Raw genomic sequence first — 21,846 nt, 5'->3', positions numbered from 1 at the left:
TGACAACAAAATCCGCCGGAAGCTACCCCCGGCGGATCGTCTCAAACAGCCGTTCGACCGGCTTATGCCTTCATCGCGCCCTTCACGGCCGCGGCCGTGATCGGCAGCGCCCGGACGCGGGCGCCGCTGGCGTTGAAGATGGCGTTGCCGATGGCGGGAGCGACCACCGTCACGGCGGGCTCGCCGACGCCGGTGGCCTTTTCGCCGTTAGCGATCACGGCCACCACGACCTCCGGCATCTGGCTCATGCGCAAGGGCGTGTAGCTGTCGAAATTGGTCTGCTCGATGCCACCGTCCTTGAGCGTTGCCTTCTCGTACATCGCCAGCGACAGGCCCCACAATGCCGCGCCCTCGACCTGGGCGCGGATGTTGTCGGGATGCACCTGGGTGCCGACGTCGGTCGCGACCGTGAGCTTCTTCACGGTCACCTCGCCCGACGGCGCCACCGCGACATGGGCGACGCACGCCGTCCAGCTCGCGGACGCGCGCTCCTGCGACGACACGCAGGCAACGCCCATGCCCTCGCCTTTCGGCAATTGCCTGGTGCCATAGCCGGACAGACCCATCGCGGCGAGCAGCGTGTTGCGCAGCCGCTGCGCGCCGCCGTCGTTCTTGCCCTTGCCGTCGAGCAACGCGATGCGGAACTGCGCCGGGTCCTGGTTGGTCGCAGCCGCGATCTCGTCGATCATGCTTTCGACCGCCCAGAAGGTCCAACCCGGCGCCACCGAGCGGAGCTGACCCGACGGGGTGGCGTTGTGCGCGAGCTCGTTCTTGATCGCGCGCACGTAGTGATTGGGCACGGTGTAGAAGAAGTCGGCGCCGTTCACCGTGAAGGAATCAAGCGGCCCCTTCTTGTCGACCGAGGGCGTGAGGAAATCAGGGATCCCCCAGCGCGCAGTGGGCCAGGCCGACACCACGTCGTGGCTGAGCGCGACGAGCTTGCCGTCACCATCCACGCCGGCCTTGACCTTTTGGTAGGTGAGCGGACGCGAGAAATCCATCGTCATGTCGTTCTCGCGCGTATAGATCACCTTCACCGGCTTGCCGACCGCCTTCGCCGCCTGCACGGCGGGGATCATCATGTCGGCATCGAGCCTGCGGCCGAAGCCGCCGCCAAGCCACATCTGGTGCATGACCACGAACTTCGGATCGATCCCGGCGGCACCGGCTGCGATCGCGCCGGAGCGCGTCGCAAACTGATTGCCGGAATAGATATGCAGGATGTCGCCCTTGAACTCCGCGGTGGCGTTCATCGGCTCCATCGGCGCGTGGATGTTGATGCTGGTGGTGTACTCGGCCTCCACCACCTTGGCCGCCGAGCCGAACGCCGCGTTGGGATCGCCGTCCTTGACGAAGAACTGGCCGGAATCCTCGAGCTTCTGCAGCCGCATGGCCTCATCGAGCAGCGACTGGGTCGACACCTTCGCGTTCGGACCGCCGTCATAGGCGATCTTGAGCGCCTGCGCCGCCTTCTTGGCATTGGCGTAGGTGCTGGCCACCGCGACCACCCAGCCCGATGTCGTGCCGGTCTTGTCGTCGAGGGTGACGGCCTTGATGAAGCCCGGCACCTTCTTCGCCGCGCTGTCGTCGACCGATTTCACGGTGGCGCCGAAGCGCACCGGCGGCGTGACGATCGCGCCATAGGCCATGCCGGGGAGCATCACGTCGATGCCGTATTTGGCCGTGCCGTTGGTCTTGGAGGGGATGTCGAGCTGCGGCACCGATACGCCGATCATGGTGTATTGATCCGGTGTCTTCAGCTTGATCGCCTTCAGCTCATCGGGCGTGAAGGTCTTCGTCGCCTTGCCGCTCTTGACGACATCGGCGAACGACATCTGCTTCTTCGACTTCGGATGCACGATCGCGGACTCGCGCACCACCAGTTCGGAGGCCGGAACGCCCATCGCGGCGGCCGCGCCTTCCGTCAACGCCATGCGGCCGGCGGCACCCGCCCGGCTCATCGCGTCGAAGTTCATCATGGTCGACCAGCTTCCGCCGGTGATCTGCGCGCCCAGCACGGGGTCGTTGAACTTCGGATCGTTGGAAGCAAGCGCGACGCGCATGTCGCTCCACTTCGCCCCTAACTCCTCGGCTACGATCTGCGCCATGGTGGAGGCGATGTGCTGCCCCATGTCGGCCTTGCCGCACGTGACGGTGACGAGGCCATCGGGCGCGATCGCGTACCAGACGCTCGGCTCGAAATTGGCGGGCGCAGCCGCGGCCGCTTCACCGATGCCGGGCACGCCGGCATAGCCGAGCACGAGGCCGGTTGCGGCGGTGCCGACGAGGAACGAGCGACGGCTGAGGTCGGTCGCCTCGGGGGTGACGTTCTTCACGTGCTTGTTCATGTGGGCCTCCGCTCGTTGCCGGAAGCGGATGCGGTGCGCATCTCGGTGGCGGCGCGCATGATTGCCTTCTGGATCCGCGAGTACGTCATGCAACGGCAGAGATTGCCGTCCATATGCGCCACGACCTCGTCCTTGGTCGGATTGGGATTCTTGGCGAGCAGCGATGCCGCCTGCATGATCTGGCCGGACTGGCAGTAGCCGCATTGCGGCACCTGCTCGGCGATCCACGCCTTCTGCAGGGGATGATCACCCTTCGGCGCGAGGCCTTCGATGGTGGTGATCTTCTTGCCGGCGACGTCGCTGAGCATGGTCTGGCACGAGCGCACGGCTTCGCCGTTGACGTGGACGGTGCAGGCACCGCAAAGCCCGGCACCGCAGCCGAACTTGGTGCCGGTCATCTGCAATTGTTCGCGGATAGCCCAAAGGAGCGGCGTGTCGTTTGCCGCATCCACGGACATGCTCCGCCCGTTGATGGTGAGCGTTGGCATAGGCGTCTTCCCCTGCCGGTGCATGAAGCCGCTTACGGCGGCAACTTGTCTTGGCGGACACCCACCGGGCCGGCGCCCGCCTTGATCGCAAGAATGATCGGGTTCAGGCGTTGAGGCAAATGCAATCTGGAATCGATCGAAACTATCTCGGCAGCTCCGTGTTGTGCGCTGCGACAAGTGCACCAACACAGCGACTCAACGCAACAGAAGTGGCGTAGGCACGCGAGCCATCACCGCCGCGACAGTTTCCTCCGAGTAACCGCGCGAGCTAGGATGAGTGAGGAAACAGAACAACAAGGGTGGGCAATGCCGAAGATCGATCGGGACGGCGTCGGGATTTATTACGAAGTCCATGGCGAGGGTCCGCCGCTGCTGCTCACGCACGGTTACTCCTCGACGTCGGCGATGTGGCATGGGCAGGTCGATGCGCTCGCGAAGGACCACACGCTGATCCTGTGGGACATGCGCGGCCACGGCCAGTCCGATTATCCCGACGATCCCAAGGCGTACAGCGAAGCACTGACCGTCGGCGACATGGCGGCAATCCTCGATACGGTCGGCGCGGAGCACGCCATCATCGGCGGCCTGTCGCTCGGGGGCTACATGTCGCTCGCCTTCTATCGCGCGCATCCGCAAGCGACCCGCGCGCTGCTGATCATCGACACCGGCCCCGGCTTCAGGAAGGACGACGCGCGCGAGGCCTGGAACGCGCGGGCGCTCGGAACCGCCGACCGGCTGGATCGCGAAGGTCTCGATATGCTGAAATCGGCGACGCGCGAGCGCGCCACCGCGCGTCATCGCAACGCCAGGGGATTGGCGCTCGCCGCGCGCGGCATGCTGACCCAGCGCGACGCCCGCGTGATCGAGCTGTTGCCCGACATCAAGGTGCCCAGTTTGATCGTGGTCGGCGCCGACGACACGCCGTTCCTCGCAGCAAGCGACTACATGGCCGCGAAAATCCCCGGCGCGCAAAAGGTCGTGATCCCCGGGGCCGGACACGCCGTCAACATCGATCAGCCCAAGGCTTTTGTTGACGCGGTGCTGCCTTTCCTGAAGAACTTGCCGGGATAGGACGATCGAACGGGAACACAGGCAATGAAGCGGGCGATGTTGGCTGCGGGCGCGGTGTGGCTGGCGATGTCTGCGTCCGCGCAGGCAGAGTCCTTCGGCACGATGCCGCCGCGCCAGCCTTTCGTCACGACCTTGTCGAACAACACGCCGCTCGCCTTCGGCATGGATGCCGGGCAGGCCGCGCGCGTGCTCGGGCAGCCCTTGCAATATGTGCGGGGCCGTCCCGGCAACGAGATCTACCTCGCTTTGCGCAACATCGGCGGCAGCGGCCTGATCCCCACTCGCCCTCGCCTGTTCCTGCAATTCCGCCACGGACGCCTGGCGGGATGGAAAGAAGACTACGGCGAGAACTGGATGTGGGAGTGAGGCGGCGGCGCGCCAACATTTCCACATCGTCATGGCCGGGCTTGTCCCGGCCATCCACGATCTTTCGTGCCCGCCAAGAACGTGGATGCCCGGGACAAGCCCGGGCATGACGAGTGTGCGGGACGAGCCGATTCCCAATCGACGGCCAACCAAGAAGGACAACCCGCATGGGACAAGACATCAAGCTGACGGCCTCCGACAATTTCCAGCTCGGCGCCTATCGCGCTGACCCCTCAGGCAGCCCCAAGGGCGCCGTGGTGGTGATCCAGGAGATTTTTGGCGTCAACCATCACATCCGCTCGGTCTGCGACCGTCTGGCCGGGGAAGGCTATGTCGCGATCGCGCCGTCGATCTTCGACCGCACCTCGCCGAACTTCCAGTCGGGCTATACCCCCGAGGAGATCGCCGAAGCGCGAAAATTCGTCGCCAGTCCCGACTGGGAGGCGATGCTGCGCGACACGCAGGCCGCGATCGATGCGGTGAAGAGCGTCGGCCCGGTCGGCATCATCGGCTTTTGTCTCGGCGGCAGTGTCGCCTTTATCGCGGCGACGCGATTGACCGGCCTGAAGGCCGCGATCGGCTATTACGGCGGCGCGGTCGTGCGCTTCGCCGACGAGACGCCGAAGGTGCCGACGCAGCTGCATTTCGGCGAGAAGGATTCCGGCATTCCCCTGACCGATGTCGAGACCGTCAAAGCGAAGCGGCCGGATGTCGAGGTCTTCATCTATCCCGGCGCCCAGCACGGCTTCCATTGCGACGAGCGCGCGAGCTACGACAAGGCGAGTGCCGACATCGCCTGGCCACGCAGCATGGACTTCTTCGCGAAGCATTTGACGAAGTAAGCGCGCCCGACTTTCTTCGCGTCATTCCGGGATACGCCGCAAGGCGCAGGCACGGAATGACCAAGAGAGAGTTGGGCTGAAGCTTGCCTAGAACCAGCGCTCGCCGACGAACACGGTGTCGCCGGGGTTCAAGGGCGTGCCGAGCGGCACCACGGCGCGCATGGAGCCGCCGGCTTCGGTGTGGGTGACGGTGACCACGTCGCGCTTGGCGCGGGGCGAGAAGCCGCCGGCGATGGCGACGGCGCTTTCGACCGTCATGTTCGGCACATAGGGATATTGGCCGGGCGCCGTGACTTCGCCGAGGATGAAGAACGGCCGATAGGACTCGACCTCGACAGCGACCGAGGGCTCACGGATGTAGCCATTGCGCAGCCGCGCGGCGATTTCACCGGCGAGTCCTGCCGGGGTGCGGCCACGTGCCGGCACTCCGCCGATCAGCGGCATCGTGATCGAACCACCGGCGTCGATGGCGTAGCTGTTGGTGAGGCCTTCCTGGCCGTAGACCACGACGCGCAGCTTGTCGCCGGCGTCGAGATGGTAGGAAGCATCGTAGCGCACCGGCGCCGCCATGGGGACGGCGTAGCCGACGGGCATCGGCGCGGGCGAAGGGGCAAAGGAATTGGTCAGCGCGCTGATCGCACCGCCGCCGTTGTTGGCGACGACGACCGGCTGCGGCGCACCGTAGGGCTGGCCGTAGGCCATCGAGTCCAGATCGGGGCGCGGCTGTCCGTATGCGACGGGGCCGGCGGTCTGCATGCAGCCACCAAGGGTCAGCGCGGCGGACGCTGCCAGGGAGGCTGCCAAGATCGACCATCGAAACGCGCGTGCAACCGGCACCGGACCTATCCCTCGGAACGAGACAGCCTCAGTGATGCACCGGTTATGGTTAATAAAGCGTTGAGGGGGCCTAGGGCGAAGAGGCCGACGCGAGATCAGCCGCACACTCCGTCATGCCCGGGCTTGTCCCGGGCATCCACGGTCTTCCCTCGCGGCACCAAGAACGTGGATGGCCGGGACAAGCCCGGCCATGACTAGGGACTGCCTTACGCGCTCACGCCCGCGCCGATCGGACAGGACACGCCCGTGCCGCCGAGCCCGCAATAGCCGGCGGGATTCTTCGCCAGATATTGCTGATGGTAATCCTCGGCGAAATAGAATTCGCCGGCGGGCGCGATCTCGGTGGTGATGGCGCCGAGACCCTTGGCGGCAAGCGCCTTCTGGTAGAGCGCCCTGGACTCGTCGGCCGCCTTCTTCTGCGCATCGGAATGCGTGTAGATCGCGCTTCGGTATTGCGTGCCGACGTCGTTGCCCTGGCGCATGCCCTGCGTCGGGTTGTGACTCTCCCAGAACGTCTTCAACAATCTGTCGTAGGAGATCTTCTTCGGATCGAACACGACCAGCACCACTTCGGTGTGGCCGGTGCGCCCCGAGCAGGTCTCTTCATAGGTCGGGTTCGGCGTGTGGCCGCCGGCATAGCCAACGGCGGTCGTGTAAATGCCATCGCCGAGTTCCCAGAACTTGCGCTCGGCGCCCCAGAAGCAGCCGAGCCCGAACACGGCCTGCTCGAGGCCGGCGGGGTAAGGCGGCTGCAACTTGGCTCCGTTGACGAAATGGGTGGTCGCGGTCGGAATGGCTTGCGCACGGCCGGGCAGCGCCTCAGTTGCGCTCGGCAATGCGGTGGTCTTGCGCATGAACAACATGATTGGGCCTCCGCAACGAGCTGTTCGTCGCTTGAGCCAATCCAAGAAGAAGGGCTCAGACGGCGTGCTCGCGATCAAGTGGGAATATAGGTCTTTACGCGCGAAGCGGCAGCCCCGTTACGCCGCCGCCAGCGCGAAAGCTCAGTCGCGGAAATTGAAAGATCAATCCCGGCGGGAATTGAGGATCAATCCCGGGAATAGCCGATCAGCGGCTTGCGCGGGCGGAACAGGACCATCAGGAGGATGCCCAGAATGCCAAGGACGGCGAAGACCGGCTGATCCAGCACCAGGCGGATCACCGAGGTCCAGAGCCAAGGCGCCTTGGCCTCGACCCAGGTCCGGAACGCCGTCTGGCTGGCCTGATTGATGTCATTCCAGAACTGGCCGAACCGGGTGAACCGCAGGGTCTGGTCGGCCACCCAGCGAGCGCCGTCATAGACCATGAAGATGAAGCCGCCGGCGAGCAGCAGCAGCCCAATCAGTCGGAAAAAGCCGCGGATCATGCCTCACCCCACACGGTCGTCCGATCGGACGACCCCCAAACTCCGCCAGCCAATAACCGGGAGACGGCAGAAATTCAACCTCTTCAGTGCGTTACGGCACGCCTCTCGGCGCTCAAGGCCCGTTTCCGGGCCGGGAAAGCGTTGACGGTGCCACAGACCCTCTCTATAAGGGCGCCAACTGGCGGTGGGCGCAATCCTGCCGCCGCTGTTCTTTGAGCAGTTGCAGGCGCCTTGAGCTTTTAACGGCTCTCTGGAGTCTCAGAGACGGCCCGCAAGGCTGTCGCTCATGTTCCGGGAACAGCCCAGCAATCGAACACCCTAAATCCGAGCGTCGATCAAGCGGTCAAGCAGCCGGCGCTACCCGAACAAGACGCGACCGGTACCGCAAAGGATATAGAGACCATGGCCAATACAACCTCCGCCAAGAAAGCGACGCGCAAGATCGCCCGCCGCACTGCCGTCAACAAGTCGCGCCGCACCCAGATGCGCGGCGTCGTGCGCACCGTCGAAGAAGCCATCAAGACCGGCGATCGCGCCGCCGCCACGCAGGCGATGGCGAATGCCGAGCCGGCCCTGATGCGCGCCGCCCAGCGCAACATCATTCACAAGAATAACGCCAGCCGCAAAGTCTCGCGCCTCACCGCGCAGATCGCCAAGCTCGCGAAGTAACGTCGCGCCGTTCGGTCGGCTCATCCGATCGGTTGAGCCCATACGACATCGCGCTCGTCAATCAGCCCGGCTTCACGCCGGGCTTTTTGTTGTCTGCCATATTCACGCAAGCAGTCACGCGACGTCCATTCTTTGCTTGGACGATTTGCATCGTCAGCACTATGGTGCTTTCCGTAATTTTACCTGCCGATGTTTTTGCAACAGCGGAAACTCTCACCGCGCTGCGAAAAACCCTTGCGGGGCGGGGCTAACTCGCATTTGCGTGCGCACCGAGTTCTGCACACCGTAGTTTTCCCGGAACATGTTTCTCGTCGGGTTACCCTGTGAAACGAGACTCAAAAAACGATGTCTCGCTAACAACTTATCGACATAGCACCGACAAGCATTTGGAAAATTCGCCCGCGCGTCGCGCGCGCGACGTTTTTGTGAAAAATTTTTAGCGGCGACGGAGAATTGTCACATGACGCGCCGCGCTTTCGAATCTGTGCACGGATTCAAACTCTTGCTCGCCAGCCTGTGCACAACTCCCGCGCGGCGTTAACGCTGGTCAAGTTTTTTGATCGATCAAGTGTGAATCAATTCCGTTGCGAGTCTTTCCGCATAGTGTATTCCTTAGGTCGTCCGCAGCGCCCACGATCTTGAGACCAGCGCGGTTTTAGAAAACGGGGCGAGCGTGCAAATCGGCGGCGGTGTGCACGTAGGCGACGCTTCAACAAGCGATTGTCGGTTCAAAACCCACAGCAATGTGGGAATGGTAGTTCTTTGTCTGAATGTCTCCAAGCGGGATTTCTCGATCTCGCTCGCGCCAAGCGCAAATGAGAGACGTCATGAAGCTACCCCGACACGACTGATGGCGTAGCCGGGCGGACGAACAGTACAGACGGGCAGGACATCGGCGACGTTGGTCGCAGTTGTCTTCAGGACACGCAGGACCTTGCCGTGAGCAATCACGGCAGGACGGGGAGGTATCATGTCTTACGGACTCAACGCGGTATTGAAACAAGTCTCATGTTCCAACGATGCCGTTCTAACTCCGTCGGACACCCAGCCTCCCGCGTGTGACGGAGCGCCGAGTACGCGCTGACCTCGCGACCCCTCCATCTCTGACATCGCTGATCGGACGCGGCGTTCTCGCCGAACGGTCGAGCCATGCCTGATGATGGACTCGCTTTGAGGTCGCGCCATGACAGAAACCCTGATGGCAGGAACTCTGCATGGCGCTCACAACGCAACTTTATCTCTCAGCAAAAGTTTTCAAATGATGACGACATCGGAACAGGATCGCTGGTCACGCGTGAAGAGCCGGCTGCGCTCGAACGTCGGCGAAGACGTCTATACGAGCTGGTTCGCCCGCATGGATCTGGAAGGCGTGCAGGAGGAGAGCGTGCGGCTCTCGGTTCCGACGCGCTTCCTGAAGAGCTGGATCCAGGCTCATTATGCCGAGCGCGTGCTGTCGTGCTGGCAGGCCGAGATGCCGGAGGTGCATCGCATCGATCTCACCGTTCGCACCGCAGTGCGCCCGGTCGTTCAGGCAAAGGAAGCGCCCGCGCCGGTCGAGACGCGCCGCGCGCCCGCCGCCGAGCTGCGCTCGACCGCGACCGCACCGGTCTCGGCCAATCATGATGCGCTCGGCGGCTCGCCGCTCGACCCGCGCCTGACCTTTGCGAGCTTCGTCGTCGGCCGCTCCAACACGCTGGCGCATGCCGCCGCGCGTCAGGTTGCCGAGGGCCGCCGCGGCGACCCCGTCATGTTCAACCCGCTCTACATTCATGCAGGCGTCGGCCTCGGCAAGACGCATCTGCTTCAGGCGGTGACCTGGTCCGGCAATTCGGGCAACGAGCGCAAGGTGCTGTACCTGACCGCGGAAAAATTCATGTACGGCTTCGTCGCCGCGCTGAAGACGCAGACGGCGCTCGCCTTCAAGGAAGCGCTGCGCGGCATCGACGTGCTCGTCATCGACGATCTGCAGTTCCTGCAGGGCAAGTCGACGCAGGCCGAGTTCTGTCACACGCTGAATGCGTTGATCGACGCCGGCCGCCAGGTCGTGATCGCGGCCGATCGGCCGCCGTCCGATCTCGAAAGCCTCGACGATCGCGTGCGCTCGCGGCTGGCCGGCGGCCTCGTGGTCGAGATGGGCTCGCTCGGCGAAGAGCTGCGGCACGGCATTCTCAAGTCGCGCGTCGCGGCGGCTCGCGCCCATCATGCGACGTTCGAGGTGCCCGAGGAGGTGCTGACCTATCTGGCCCGCGCCATCACCCATAACGGCAGGGATCTGGAAGGCGCGATCAATCGCCTGCTGGCGCATTCGAAACTCAACAACCGGCCGGTGACGCTGGAGATGGCCGAGCACGAGGTGCGCGACCTGATCCGCCCGCAGGAGCCGAAGCGGATCAAGATCGAGGACATCCAGCGCGTGGTGGCGCGGCAGTATAATGTCAGCCGCTCCGACCTGTTGTCCTCGCGCCGCACCGCCAACGTGGTCCGTCCGCGCCAGGTGGCGATGTACCTCGCCAAGACCCTGACCCTGCGTTCGCTCCCCGAGATCGGCCGCCGCTTCGGCGGGCGCGACCACACCACGGTTCTGCACGCCGTGCGCAAGATCGAGGCACTGGTCTCCAAGGACACCGCGCTGTCAGACGAGGTCGAGGCGCTGAAGCGCCAGCTTCAGGAATAAACGCCTGGTGCTGCTGCCATTCTCCCGCCGCCCCGGCCATGCCTGGGCGGCGGTCTTTATTTCTGCCGGTAAATCGTGGGGAACTGCCCTGCAATCCCTTGAAACGGATGGCTTTCCGCGCCACCTTGCGCGACCCTGACGGCTTTGGTCATATCGACTGGATGCCCCGGTCTGTCGGGGTCTTTCGGTGCCGCGGCGCTTTCGGCGTCCGGTTTTCAACACTGAGTTTTCACTAGGTTTTCTTGGGGATCGGGCGAGTAGTGCAATGAAGGTTACGGTCGAGCGCGCGCAACTCCTGAAGTCGCTGGGTCATGTCCACCGCGTGGTCGAGCGCCGGAACACGATCCCGATCCTCGGCAACGTGCTGGTCCGCGCCGAGAACACGAAGCTGTCGCTGAAGGCGACCGACCTCGACCTCGAGGTGACGGAGACACTGCCTGCGGAGACCGCGACCGCCGGCTCCACCACCGTGCCGGCGCACATGTTCTATGACATCGTGCGCAAGCTGCCTGATGGATCGCAGATCGTGCTGGAGGCCGACGGCGACCGCGCCGTGCTGGCGATCCGCGCCGGCCGCTCGCGCTTCACGCTGCAGACCCTGCCGGAGAATGACTTCCCGGATCTCGCCGCCGGCGACATGTCGCATTCGTTCAACCTCGCCGCCAAGGACGTCAAGCGGCTGATCGACCGCACCCAGTTCGCGATCTCGACCGAAGAGACGCGCTACTATCTCAACGGCATCTATCTGCACGCCGCCGGCACGCCGACGGCCGCCACCCTGCGCGGCGTCGCCACCGACGGTCACCGCCTCGCCCAGCTCGACCTGGTCCAGCCCAAGGGCGCCGACGGCATGCCGGGCGTGATCGTGCCACGCAAGACCGTCGGCGAGGTGCAGCGCCTGATCGAGGATGCCGAGGCCGAGGTCACGATCGAGCTGTCGCAGGCCAAGATCCGCTTCACCATCGGCAATGTGGTGCTGACCTCGAAGCTGATCGACGGCACCTTCCCCGATTATGGCCGCGTCATCCCGCAGGGCAACGACAAGGAGCTCGTCGTCGACAAGAAGGATTTCGAGAACGCGGTCGACCGCGTTTCCACGATCTCCAGCGAGCGCGGGCGGGCGGTGAAGCTGTCGCTGTCGCCGGGCAAGCTGGTACTGTCGGTGACCAACCCGGATTCCGGCAGCGCCACCGAAGAGCTCGAGGTCGAATACGCCTCCGACGCCCTCGATATCGGCTTCAACTCCCGCTACCTGCTCGACATCGCCGCCCAGATCGAAGGCGACGTCGCAACGCTGAGGCTCGCCGACCCCGGCTCGCCCACGCTGGTGCAGGACCGCGACGACAAGAGCGCGCTGTACGTGCTGATGCCGATGCGGGTGTGAGGGACGTGCTCCCTCGCGGACATTCCGCTATCTCTCAAGAGCTCGGTGCGATGCGCGTTATCGTGCCCTCTCCCCTTGCGGGAGAGGGCAGCTCCGCGAGTAGCCAAAACCTCGCTTGGGTGAGGGGTCCTCTCGCGGCACCTTCACCGCGGAGACAACCCCTCACCCGCCGCCGTTTCGCGTCGGCACCCTCTCCCGCAAGGGGAGAGGGTAGAGGCACCGCGCCCCACCGGCATTCGGAATGACGCCGATGCCGCAAGACCCGCATCATCGGCCGACCGCCAAGCACCTTCGCCAATTTGCGAAGAACATGCGGCGCGAACCGACAGATGCGGAAGCGGCCATATGGCGTTTGTTGAGGGATCGTCGGCTATCCGCCTACAAGTTTCGCCGGCAGGTGCCAATCGGGAACTACATTCTCGACTTCGTCTGCTTCGATAAACGTCTCGTGATCGAGATCGACGGAAGTCAGCACGCGGAATCGCAACGTGATGCAATTCGGGACACCGCAATTTCCGCGGAAGGTTTCTCGATAGCCCGCTACTGGAACAATGACGTGCTGCAGCACCCCTCTTCCGTCCTGGAGGACATCCTTGCAAAGCTCGCCGGGCAGTAAGATACCCCTCACCCGTCGCCTCACTTCGTGAGGCGCCACCCTCTCCCACAAGGGGAGAGGGGAAGAATCGCGCCATAACGAATAACTGATGACCCCCTCCCGCATTCATCGCCTGACGCTGACGCATTTTCGCAATTACCGGGCGGCGGGGCTCGAGACGGCGGCTGACATGGTGGCGCTGGTCGGGCCGAACGGGGCGGGCAAGACCAATTGCATCGAGGCGATCTCGTTCCTGTCGCCGGGCCGTGGCCTGCGGCGCGCCACGCTGGAAGACGTCGCCGACAACCAGGGCGACGGCTCCTGGGCGGTCTCCGCGCAGGTCGAAGGCGCATTGGGCCTGGCCACGCTCGGCACCGGCATCGATCCGCCGCGGGCGGACGCCGCGGTGAGCCGGCGCTGCCGCATCGACCGCGAGCCGGTCAATTCGGCCACGGCCTTCGGAGACCATATCCGCATGGTGTGGCTGACGCCGGCGATGGACGGGCTGTTCATGGGCGCAGGCTCCGAGCGGCGGCGCTTCTTCGATCGCCTGGTGCTCGCCATCGACAGCGAGCATTCCAGCCGGATCTCCGCGGCTCGAGCGCTCCCTGCGCTCGCGCAACCGCCTGCTCGAGACGCGCAATTACGACGACCATTGGTGTGACGCGATCGAGCGCGAGACCGCCGAGCTCGCGGTCGCCGTCGCGGCGACGCGTGGCCAGACCGCGGCGCGGCTGACCGGCATGCTCAATGCGCGCGCGCAGGCTTCCGCGTTTCCGTCGGCGCAGATCGCGCTCGACGGCTGGATGGAGAACGCGCTGCTTCAGGAGACCGCGACGTCGGTCGAGGACCGCTACCGCCAGATCCTGCGCGACAACCGTCCGCGCGACGCGATCGCCGGCCGCACCACCGACGGCCCGCACCTCACCGACCTCCAGGTGATCTACGCACCCAAGAGCATGCCGGCGCGCGACGCCTCGACCGGCGAGCAGAAAGCGCTGCTGATCGGTCTCGTGCTGGCGCATGCGACACTGGTCGCGGAGATGACCGGCATCGTGCCACTGCTGCTGCTCGATGAGGTCGTTGCCCATCTCGATCCGAACCGGCGCGCTGCGCTGTTCGACGAGCTGCGCAAGCTCGGCGCACAGGTGTGGCTGACCGGCGCGGACCCGGCAGCCTTCGCCGAAATCGGCGCCGGAGGCGAGATCTTTGACGTCGAGAGCGGACGGGTCTCCAACCGCCGTCCTTGAACCTGCCTCATTCTCCTCACGACTAGTTGCCAGAGGCCGCGCCGATGCTGTCGCAGCCTCTGCAGTCGCGATGACATGACGCGCGATATCCCTGGAGAGTGAGATGCGGACGGTAACGCCCGGGGCGCAAGCCTCGGCACGATGGCTGGCGTTTGCGTGCGGCCTTGTCCTGCTCGCGAGCTGCACGCTCGCCGCCAGCGCCGGCGCCTGGGTGCCGCATCTATCGGAGCTGTTTTCGACCGGGCTCACGCCGGATCCCGACGCCAGGCTGCCCGCACCGACCCGTTTCAGCTACAGAGGAATCCACACCACGGTGGCGAGCGGCTTCGAGGCGCCGCTGCGCACCAGGCTCGACGCCACCGTGCCCGCAGGGATCAGTGACGTGCTCGCCTTCTACCGCACCGAGCTCGGCAAGCTCGGCTGGCAGGAAAAGCCGGATGGCGCGGTGATCGCCGCCGATCGCGTGCAGCTCGCCTTCGCCTCCCCGCTGGGGCCGGCGGCACTGGAGCTGCGCCGCAAGGACGACAGCACAATGGTCAATCTCGTGCAGAAGAACGCCGATACGGCGACCAGGGCGAACGTCATGCCCGAGCCGGGCCAGGCCAAAGTGGTGTTCAGCAATATCGGCGAGACCGAAGCGGCGCTCACGATCTACGGGCGCACCATCCGGCGCGCGGGCGGCGCCAACGCAGTGGCGCTGGATCTGCCGCCCGGCCAATATACCTACGAACTGAGCGTGCCAGGCCATGCGGTCACCACGAACATCCTCACCTTCGCCGCCGGTGACGCCTGGGAGCTCACGGTCGGGCGCGGCGGCGAGGCATGGTCGCCGCTCCAGCTGTATTGAACCTCACGGGTTTCTGCCGCGACTTCTCGTTCGAGGCCGCGCCGACGGTGTCGCGGCCCGCAATTGCGCGAGGCATGACGACCCGCGCGAAATCCAGGAGCTTTGACGATGCCGATGATCCCGCGCGGGACGCAAGTCCCGGCACGCTGGCGGCTGCTTGTGTGCGGCCTCTTCCTGACGGCGAGCTGCCCGATCGCGGCGGCTGCCGACGGGGGCATCGCCGACGTCCACGCGCTGCCGCAGCTCGAGGGCGCAGTGGAAGACACCTCGCGTCCCGATCCCTACCGGGTCGAATATCGCGTGCCGACGCCGGCTGCAGCGACCTTGCCTTCGGTACGAAAGCTCCTGAGCGCCAACGGATGGGTGCCATATGTGATGCCGCTGGAGGAGACCAGCACCACGCTGAAATTCAAGAAGGGACGGCAGGGCCTTTCGGTTCATTTCACGCAGGCGCCCGGCCGGCCCGACCAGTCCGTGGTCAATTACACGAGCGACCGCATCTATTCCAACGTGCCGTTTCCCGAAGGCGCCAGCGACATCGTGTTCGACGGCACCCGGCCCTATCTCGGCTGCATCGCCCCTGCGGCGCTCGATGCGACATCGGATTTCTACACCAGCCAGATGAATGCGATCGGCTGGCGGAAACTCACGCCCGAGGCGGCCGCAGGCTGGACCAATGCCGGCCTTGGCGAGACCGTTCCGAACGGCGTGCGCGCGTTCTACGACCATGCCGACGACGCGGCCGGCGGCTTCTACAAGCAGAAGCCCATCATGCTGACGCTGACGCGCCGCGACGACGGCCGGACCAATGTCGACATCAGGGTCGCGCCCTTCGCGCTTCCCGTCGATCTCAAGGCCGACAGCGATATCGCCGGCCTGCCCCGGCCGAACGCCACAAGACGCGCAGCAGGCCTGGGCGGCGCCAGCTCCAACAAGCGCGAGATGACCGCTGCTGCCACGGCCGAGCTGCCTGCCGTGCTCGCCTTTTATCGTCGCGAGCTCGCTGCGCGCGGCTGGCAAGAGGATGGAAACGCGCCGCTCGCGCCCGGCGACGACGCGGCGATCAGGATCTCCACGGCAGAGGAAACCGGCTTGCTGCGGCTCGGCCGCAAGTATGATTTCACCATGATCAGCCTGATCGCTCAGGTGAAGGAATCGGCCCTTGCCGCCCGCGCCAGGGCGAAGAAGGAAGCCGACGACAGATTCTTCAGCGATGTCACGTCCGTCGCCAGGCAGATGATCGCCGCCGACGAAGCGAGGCGCAAGGTGCAGGCGGCGGCGCTGTCCGATACGCCGCTCAATCCGCTCGCCGACAGCAGGACGCCGGTGCCGCTGCCCGAAAATGCCGAGGGCGTGAAGTTCGAAGGCAACGACGGCCAACTGGAATTCTCATCCACATCGAGTGTGAAGGCGCTCACCGCGTTCTATCGCGCGGCGCTGAAGCCCGCAGGCTGGAAAGAGCAGCCCTCCGTCATCAACCAGCCCAACATGGCGATGATGGAGTTTTCCAGAAGCGGCAAGTCGATCTCGATGACCGTGATGCAGATGGGCCCGAAGGTGAATGTCCGCGCCAACGGTTCCGGCCTTATGGTGGCTGCCGCCAAGCCCGTGGCCGCTCCCGAGGTGCAGGCCGGATCTTCCGAGGCGAAGTCCTCCGAGCCGCTCAAGCCCGACAGCGAATCCCAACTCCCCGTGCCGACACAGCGCTCGTCGACCTCGCTTGCCACGACGAAACTGCCAGGCAGCGAGACTCCGTTCCGCCGCGAGCTGGCGGCCAGCATCCCGGCCCCGCTCGGCGATGTCCTGGCTTTCTACCGCTCGGAGCTTTCCAGGCTCGGCTGGCAGGAAAAGGCCGACGGTGCGGCCGTGTCCGCGGAGCGCACGCAGATCGACTTCACCTCGCCGCAAGGGCCGGCCACGCTCAAGCTCGGCCGCGCCAAGGGCGAGACCACGGTCAGCCTGGTGCAAAAGAATCCGGATGCCGCGACCAAGGCGGACATCATGCCGAAGCCCGGCCAGGCCAGGCTGATGCTTGGCAATATGGGGGCGAAGGAAGCTGCGCTGACGATCAACAAACAGACCGTCAAGATCGCGGCCGGCGCCGGCGGTCCGCAATCGCCGAAGGGTCCGATGCTCGACCTGCCGCCCGGCACTTACCAATATGCGCTGCGAACGCCCGGACGCCCGGCCCGTACCGAGACTCTCACGGTCGCCGCTGGCGATGCCTGGGGCCTCTTGGTGGGTCCAAGCGGAGACGTCCTGCCGCTTCAGATGTACTGAACCCGTCCATCCTCCGAGGCGGTTCAGGCGCCTCGGAGCCATCTGCCCGCCCCGCAAAATCCACGCCTCGAGCGACCCGGAACAACCCTGCAGAATCGCGCTTTTCGCGGCGCCCAAAAACGGCCTCCAAACGCCTTGAAAACCGACAAAAAACCCCTATTTGATCAAAGGGTTGCTGGAGGATACTTTGCGCTAGGCGCAAGCTGTCTTTCATGGCACAAATAGCCTGCAAATCAGCGCCTTTTGCGCGGCTGATTCGGGCGACATCTCGAAGGCCTCTCATGACAGAACCTGCTCGGCAGACGCCTGCCGAAAACGAGCCCTCAAATCCAAGCGATTACGGGGCGGAATCGATCCGCGTGCTCAAGGGTCTCGATGCTGTCCGCAAGCGCCCGGGCATGTATATCGGTGACACCGACGACGGCTCCGGCCTGCACCACATGGTCTACGAGGTCGTCGACAACGCGATCGACGAAGCGCTCGCGGGCCACGCCACGCGCGTCGACGTGATCCTCAATGCCGACAATTCCGTCACCGTGCGCGACGACGGCCGCGGCATTCCCGTCGACATCCACAAGGGCGAAGGCATCTCGGCCGCCGAGGTCATCATGACCCAGCTCCATGCCGGCGGAAAGTTCGACCAGAATTCCTACAAGGTCTCCGGCGGTCTGCACGGCGTCGGCGTCTCCGTCGTCAACGCGCTGTCGAGCAAGCTCGGCTTGCGCATCTGGCGCGACAACAAGGAGCACTACATCGAATTCGCCCATGGCGATGCAGTCGCACCGCTGGTGGTGGTCGGAGATGCGCCGGGCCGACGCGGCACCGAGGTCACGTTCCAGGCTTCGACCGAGACTTTCAAGAACATCGAATACGATTTCGCGACGCTGGAGCACCGGCTGCGCGAGCTCGCCTTCCTCAACTCCGGCGTCAACATCGCCCTCTCCGACATGCGTCACGCGGTCGAGAAGCGCGAGGAGATGCACTATTCGGGCGGCGTCGAGGAATTCGTCAAATATCTCGACCGCAACAAGAAGGCGATCGTGCCGGCACCGATCATGGTGCGCGCGGAAGCCAACGGCATCGGCGTCGAGGCCGCGCTGTGGTGGAACGACAGCTACCACGAAAACGTGCTGTGCTTCACCAACAACATCCCGCAACGTGACGGCGGCACCCATCTCGCCGGCTTCCGCGGCGCGCTGACGCGCCAGGTCAACGGTTATGCCGAGGCCCATGCCAAGAAGGAAAAGATCGCGCTGACCGGCGACGACTGCCGCGAAGGCCTCACCGCGGTGCTGTCGGTGAAGGTGCCCGATCCGAAGTTCTCGTCGCAGACCAAGGACAAGCTGGTGTCCTCGGAAGTGCGCCCCGTGGTCGAGAACGTCCTCAACGAAGCGCTCCAGGCCTGGTTCGAGGAACACCCGTCCGAGGCCAAGATGATCGTCGGCAAGGTGATCCAGGCCGCCGCCGCCCGTGAAGCCGCGCGAAAGGCGCGCGAGCTGACGCGCAAGAGCCCGCTCTCGGTCTCCTCGCTGCCCGGCAAGCTCGCCGACTGCCAGGAGAAGGACCCGGAAAAATCCGAACTGTTCATCGTCGAGGGCGACTCGGCAGGCGGCAGCGCCAAGCAGGGCCGCAACCGCGAATTCCAGGCCGTCTTGCCGCTCCGCGGCAAGATCTTGAACGTCGAACGCGTGCGTCCAGACAAGATGCTGGGCAGCGAGCAGATCGGCACGCTCATCACCGCGCTCGGCACCAGCATCGGCGACGAGTTCTCGATCGAGAAGCTGCGCTACCACAAGATCATCGTGATGACGGACGCCGACGTCGACGGCGCCCACATCCGTACGCTGCTGCTGACCTTCTTCTACCGCCAGATGCGGCAGATCATCGACGGCGGCTATCTCTATATCGCCCAGCCGCCGCTGTATAAGGTCAACCGCGGCAAGTCCGAGCAGTACCTCAAGGACGAGCGGGCGCTCGAGGATTATCTGATCGACACCGGGCTCGACGATTGCGTCTACATTCCGGGCACCGGCGGTGATCGCACCGGCCGCGATCTGCGTTCGCTGATCGACGACGCCCGGGCCGTCCGCGGCATCCTGCGCAGCCTGCACTCCCGCTACAATCGCAAGGTGATCGAGCAGGCCGCCATCACCGGCGTGCTCAACAAGGCGATCTATGGCGACCCGGAGAAAGCCGCGGCGGCCGCGCAATACATCGCCGCCCGGCTCGACACGCTCGCCGACGAGGTCGAGCGCGGCTGGGTCGGCCAATACGTCGAAGGCCAGGGCTTCCAGTTCGAGCGCACGGTGCGCGGCGTCAAGGAAGCCGCCCTCATCGACGACGCCTTCCTGGGTTCGGTCGAAGCCCGCAAGCTCGACGAGTACACGGTGAAGCTCCAGGACGTTTATGCCCGCCCGGGCAAGCTGCGCCGCAAGGACGCAGAACACATGGTCTACGGCCCGGTCGACCTGTTCGAAGCCGTCACCGACGCCGGCCGCAAGGGCGTCACCCTGCAGCGCTACAAAGGACTGGGCGAGATGAACCCGGAGCAGCTCTGGGAAACGACGCTGGACACCAATGCGCGCTCGCTGCTGCAGGTGAAGGTCAAGGAGGTCGACGAGGCCGACGACATCTTCACCAAGCTGATGGGCGACGTGGTCGAACCGCGCCGCGACTTCATCCAGGAGCATTCGCTGAGCGCGACGATCGATATCTGAGATTCGCCGCTCCCGCAGCGTCATGGCCGGGCGTAGCCGTCCGAAGGACGGCGTCGCTTCGCCCGCTTACGTCCCGGCCATCCACGCGTTGCTCCGCGGACCAAAGAACGTGGATGCCCGGGACAAGCCCGGGCATGACGGCTGGACCGATCCCAGTATCGCTGAACCTCCCCTTCCGCCGTCGCGACGAACCGGCATGAACCCGCAGGCCAGTTCCGGCCGGGAAGCGCCATGCCATGTCCAGCTCGTCCGCGACCATTTCCACCGTGCCATCCCGCCGGCTCGGCATCATCGGCAGCATTGTAGGCATATTGGCCCTGATGGCGGCTGTGTTGCCGCATTGGGTCGTGCCGATTGTATTCCCGCCGCCGCCCGCTGATCAGGTCATCGTCGACACCGGGCACCGCATCAGGGACCGCGTGATCGCGCGCGTGAAGGGCGTCGAGTATCAGACCCCAAAGGTCGAGAAATCGGCCGGACGAAGCTGGAGCGAGACGGCATCAGTCGCAGCGATCTCGCTCGGCCTGCTTGCCGTCCTGCTCTCGGTCCTCGCGCTGATCTTTCGGGAAGAACGGCTCCTGGCCGCCGTGGCCGCGACGCTCGGCGCCGGCGCCATCGCGATCGAGATATCCTTCGTCGTGATCGGCGCGCTGATCCTGATCGCAATCCTCTATGTGGTGGGGAATATCATCGGGCTGTTCTAGGCTTCAAAGGGCCTGACGGGCCGGCCTCGGCGCGGCCAGCACAATTGCTACCGCGCTCAAATCTCTGTAGTTTCCGCCCGAAACCGCCCACCAACAGGACAGCGAGAACCCCGTGGCCCCCATCCAGTACATCGTCGAGGGCGGTCACCGGCTCTCGGGCTCGATCGAGCCGTCCGGCAACAAGAATTCGGCGCTGCCGATCATCGCCGCCGCCCTGCTCACCGAGCATCCGGTGACGCTGGAGAACGTGCCGCGGATCCGCGACACCGAGACGCTGGTCGAGCTGATCCGCTCGGTCGGCGCGGCGGCGGAATGGACCGCGCGCAATACGCTTCAGATCCACGCCAAGAGCATCCGCGCCGCCGACCTCGATCCCGAGCTGTGCGTGCGCATCCGCGCCTCGATCCTGCTCGCAGGCCCGCTGCTCGCCCGCTGCGGCGAGGTGATGCTGCCGCCGCCCGGCGGCGACGTCATCGGCCGTCGTCGCCTCGACACGCATGTGCTCGCGCTCGAGCAGCTGGGGGCCAAGGTCACGGCGACCGACCGGCTCGAATTCCGCGCGGCCAGGCTCGCCGGCGCAGACGTGTTCCTGGACGAGCCGAGCGTCACCGCGACCGAGAACGCGCTGGTCGCGGCAGTGGCCGCCGACGGCGTCACTTATTTGCGCAACGCCGCCTCGGAGCCGCATGTGCAGGACCTCGCCAATTTCCTGGTCGCGCTCGGCGCCAGGATCGAGGGCATCGGTACCAACACCATGATCGTGCACGGACCGGCAACGCTGGGCGGCACCACCTACCGGATCCAGCCCGACCATATCGAGGTCGGCTCGCTGATCGGGCTTGCCGCCGTGACGCGCTCGCCGCTGCGCATCGTGCGCGCGGGCGTCGAGCATCTGCGCTCGATCCGCATGGGCTTCGAGCGGCTCGGCATCGTCTGCCGTATCGAAGGCGACGATCTCATCGTGCCCTCGAACCAGACGATGAAAATCCAGGACGATTTCGGCGGCCACGTGCCGAAGCTGGAGGACCAGCCCTGGCCCGCCTTCCCCGCCGACCTGATGTCGATCGCGATCGTCACCGCCACGCAATGCGAAGGCGTGATCCTGATGTTCGAGAAGATGTTCGAATCGCGGATGTTCTTCGTCGACAAGCTGATCGCGATGGGCGCGCGCATCGTGCTATGCGATCCGCACCGCGCCATTATCGCAGGCCCGAGCCGCCTGCACGGCGCAGCGATGACCTCGCCCGACATCCGCGCCGGCATGGCGATGTTGCTCGCGGCCGTCTGCGCCGAGGGCACCTCCACCATCAACAACGCCGACCAGATCGAGCGCGGCTACGAGCGCATCGAGGAACGGCTGAACGCGCTGGGTGCGAGGATCAAGCGCGTGCCGGAGCGCAAGAACTGA

Annotated in this window: 17 protein-coding genes and 1 pseudogene; 13 read left to right on the top strand and 5 right to left on the bottom strand. The window is 65.2% G+C overall.

The window, feature by feature from the left end:
- Nucleotides 1–62 precede the first annotated feature (62 nt).
- Entirely contained in the window at nucleotides 63–2,348 is a 2,286-nt protein-coding gene (locus ACQ86E_RS14690; protein WP_431205970.1) for a molybdopterin cofactor-binding domain-containing protein, read from the bottom strand.
- Nucleotides 2,345–2,836, bottom strand: a complete 492-nt coding sequence (locus ACQ86E_RS14685; RefSeq protein ID WP_431205969.1) for a (2Fe-2S)-binding protein — start codon at nucleotides 2,834–2,836, stop codon at nucleotides 2,345–2,347. Before ACQ86E_RS14685 ends, ACQ86E_RS14690 begins: the two co-directional genes overlap by 4 nt.
- 306 nt (nucleotides 2,837–3,142) lie before the next feature.
- On the opposite strand from ACQ86E_RS14685, the gene ACQ86E_RS14680 reads away from it, so the two are divergent.
- The 3 genes from ACQ86E_RS14680 (at nucleotide 3,143) to ACQ86E_RS14670 (ending at nucleotide 5,115) form a co-directional block, all read left to right on the top strand.
- Nucleotides 3,143–3,907 (top strand): alpha/beta fold hydrolase, encoded by a 765-nt coding sequence (locus tag ACQ86E_RS14680; RefSeq protein WP_431205968.1) that lies wholly within the window; start codon nucleotides 3,143–3,145, stop codon nucleotides 3,905–3,907.
- A gap of 24 nt (nucleotides 3,908–3,931) precedes the next feature.
- The gene (locus ACQ86E_RS14675; protein ID WP_431205967.1) at nucleotides 3,932–4,273 is read left to right on the top strand and encodes a hypothetical protein; all 342 of its coding nucleotides are present in this window, start codon (nucleotides 3,932–3,934) and stop codon (nucleotides 4,271–4,273) included.
- A 167-nt stretch (nucleotides 4,274–4,440) separates the two neighbouring features.
- Entirely contained in the window at nucleotides 4,441–5,115 is a 675-nt protein-coding gene (locus ACQ86E_RS14670; protein WP_431205966.1) for a dienelactone hydrolase family protein, read from the top strand.
- An 87-nt stretch (nucleotides 5,116–5,202) separates the two neighbouring features.
- Here the strand turns inward: ACQ86E_RS14670 and ACQ86E_RS14665 are convergent, their stop codons facing one another.
- The 3 genes from ACQ86E_RS14665 to ACQ86E_RS14655 form a co-directional block, all read right to left on the bottom strand.
- Nucleotides 5,203–5,952, bottom strand: a complete 750-nt coding sequence (locus ACQ86E_RS14665; protein WP_431205965.1) for a polysaccharide biosynthesis/export family protein — start codon at nucleotides 5,950–5,952, stop codon at nucleotides 5,203–5,205.
- Nucleotides 5,953–6,158: 206 nt separating this feature from the next.
- Nucleotides 6,159–6,815, bottom strand: a complete 657-nt coding sequence (gene msrA, locus ACQ86E_RS14660) for a peptide-methionine (S)-S-oxide reductase MsrA (RefSeq protein ID WP_431205964.1) — start codon at nucleotides 6,813–6,815, stop codon at nucleotides 6,159–6,161.
- A 185-nt stretch (nucleotides 6,816–7,000) separates the two neighbouring features.
- A complete protein-coding gene (locus tag ACQ86E_RS14655; RefSeq protein WP_431205963.1) occupies nucleotides 7,001–7,318 on the bottom strand; it encodes a hypothetical protein in 318 nt (105 codons plus the stop codon).
- A 402-nt stretch (nucleotides 7,319–7,720) separates the two neighbouring features.
- Between ACQ86E_RS14655 and rpsT the strand changes: the two genes are divergently transcribed.
- The 10 genes and pseudogenes from rpsT to murA all read left to right on the top strand — a co-directional run bounded on the left by rpsT (nucleotide 7,721) and on the right by murA (nucleotide 21,846).
- Nucleotides 7,721–7,987, top strand: a complete 267-nt coding sequence (rpsT, locus tag ACQ86E_RS14650; RefSeq protein ID WP_431205962.1) for a 30S ribosomal protein S20 — start codon at nucleotides 7,721–7,723, stop codon at nucleotides 7,985–7,987.
- 1,261 nt (nucleotides 7,988–9,248) lie between these two features.
- Nucleotides 9,249–10,661 (top strand): chromosomal replication initiator protein DnaA, encoded by a 1,413-nt coding sequence (gene dnaA / locus ACQ86E_RS14645; RefSeq protein WP_431206477.1) that lies wholly within the window; start codon nucleotides 9,249–9,251, stop codon nucleotides 10,659–10,661.
- Nucleotides 10,662–10,926: 265 nt separating this feature from the next.
- Nucleotides 10,927–12,045, top strand: coding sequence for a DNA polymerase III subunit beta (gene dnaN, locus ACQ86E_RS14640; RefSeq protein ID WP_375311975.1), 1,119 nt, complete (start codon nucleotides 10,927–10,929; stop codon nucleotides 12,043–12,045).
- A gap of 250 nt (nucleotides 12,046–12,295) precedes the next feature.
- Nucleotides 12,296–12,661 (top strand): endonuclease domain-containing protein, encoded by a 366-nt coding sequence (locus ACQ86E_RS14635; protein WP_431206476.1) that lies wholly within the window; start codon nucleotides 12,296–12,298, stop codon nucleotides 12,659–12,661.
- Nucleotides 12,662–12,749: 88 nt separating this feature from the next.
- Nucleotides 12,750–13,890 (top strand): annotated as a pseudogene (gene recF / locus ACQ86E_RS14630) (DNA replication/repair protein RecF).
- A gap of 103 nt (nucleotides 13,891–13,993) precedes the next feature.
- On the top strand, nucleotides 13,994–14,737 hold the full coding sequence (locus ACQ86E_RS14625; RefSeq protein WP_431205961.1) for a hypothetical protein: 744 nt from the start codon (nucleotides 13,994–13,996) through the stop codon (nucleotides 14,735–14,737).
- 108 nt (nucleotides 14,738–14,845) lie between these two features.
- Nucleotides 14,846–17,017: a hypothetical protein gene (locus ACQ86E_RS14620; RefSeq protein WP_431205960.1), complete on the top strand. Its 2,172-nt coding sequence runs from the start codon at nucleotides 14,846–14,848 to the stop codon at nucleotides 17,015–17,017.
- A 281-nt stretch (nucleotides 17,018–17,298) separates the two neighbouring features.
- Complete coding sequence (gene gyrB / locus ACQ86E_RS14615) at nucleotides 17,299–19,734, top strand: DNA topoisomerase (ATP-hydrolyzing) subunit B (protein ID WP_431205959.1); 2,436 nt, start codon at nucleotides 17,299–17,301, stop codon at nucleotides 19,732–19,734.
- Nucleotides 19,735–19,970: 236 nt separating this feature from the next.
- Nucleotides 19,971–20,438 (top strand): hypothetical protein, encoded by a 468-nt coding sequence (locus tag ACQ86E_RS14610; RefSeq protein WP_431205958.1) that lies wholly within the window; start codon nucleotides 19,971–19,973, stop codon nucleotides 20,436–20,438.
- A gap of 112 nt (nucleotides 20,439–20,550) precedes the next feature.
- Nucleotides 20,551–21,846 (top strand): UDP-N-acetylglucosamine 1-carboxyvinyltransferase, encoded by a 1,296-nt coding sequence (gene murA, locus ACQ86E_RS14605; protein WP_431205957.1) that lies wholly within the window; start codon nucleotides 20,551–20,553, stop codon nucleotides 21,844–21,846.

This window comes from Bradyrhizobium betae (assembly GCF_050632175.1).
GTDB lineage: Bacteria > Pseudomonadota > Alphaproteobacteria > Rhizobiales > Xanthobacteraceae > Bradyrhizobium > Bradyrhizobium betae_B.
This window is presented reverse-complemented; position numbering and strand designations above follow the sequence as displayed.

Bases quoted from the DNA above. Each gene is read 5' to 3' on its own strand.
- ACQ86E_RS14680 (WP_431205968.1), top strand. From the start codon at position 3,143: ATGCCGAAGATCGATCGGGACGGCGTCGGGATTTATTACGAAGTCCAT.
- msrA (WP_431205964.1), bottom strand. From the start codon at position 6,815: ATGTTGTTCATGCGCAAGACCACCGCATTGCCGAGCGCAACTGAGGCG.
- ACQ86E_RS14685 (WP_431205969.1), bottom strand. From the start codon at position 2,836: ATGCCAACGCTCACCATCAACGGGCGGAGCATGTCCGTGGATGCGGCA.
- ACQ86E_RS14625 (WP_431205961.1), top strand. From the start codon at position 13,994: ATGCGGACGGTAACGCCCGGGGCGCAAGCCTCGGCACGATGGCTGGCG.
- dnaA (WP_431206477.1), top strand. From the start codon at position 9,249: ATGACGACATCGGAACAGGATCGCTGGTCACGCGTGAAGAGCCGGCTG.
- ACQ86E_RS14620 (WP_431205960.1), top strand. From the start codon at position 14,846: ATGCCGATGATCCCGCGCGGGACGCAAGTCCCGGCACGCTGGCGGCTG.
- ACQ86E_RS14610 (WP_431205958.1), top strand. From the start codon at position 19,971: ATGTCCAGCTCGTCCGCGACCATTTCCACCGTGCCATCCCGCCGGCTC.
- ACQ86E_RS14670 (WP_431205966.1), top strand. From the start codon at position 4,441: ATGGGACAAGACATCAAGCTGACGGCCTCCGACAATTTCCAGCTCGGC.
- rpsT (WP_431205962.1), top strand. From the start codon at position 7,721: ATGGCCAATACAACCTCCGCCAAGAAAGCGACGCGCAAGATCGCCCGC.
- ACQ86E_RS14675 (WP_431205967.1), top strand. From the start codon at position 3,932: ATGAAGCGGGCGATGTTGGCTGCGGGCGCGGTGTGGCTGGCGATGTCT.
- dnaN (WP_375311975.1), top strand. From the start codon at position 10,927: ATGAAGGTTACGGTCGAGCGCGCGCAACTCCTGAAGTCGCTGGGTCAT.
- ACQ86E_RS14635 (WP_431206476.1), top strand. From the start codon at position 12,296: ATGCCGCAAGACCCGCATCATCGGCCGACCGCCAAGCACCTTCGCCAA.
- gyrB (WP_431205959.1), top strand. From the start codon at position 17,299: ATGACAGAACCTGCTCGGCAGACGCCTGCCGAAAACGAGCCCTCAAAT.
- ACQ86E_RS14655 (WP_431205963.1), bottom strand. From the start codon at position 7,318: ATGATCCGCGGCTTTTTCCGACTGATTGGGCTGCTGCTGCTCGCCGGC.
- ACQ86E_RS14690 (WP_431205970.1), bottom strand. From the start codon at position 2,348: ATGAACAAGCACGTGAAGAACGTCACCCCCGAGGCGACCGACCTCAGC.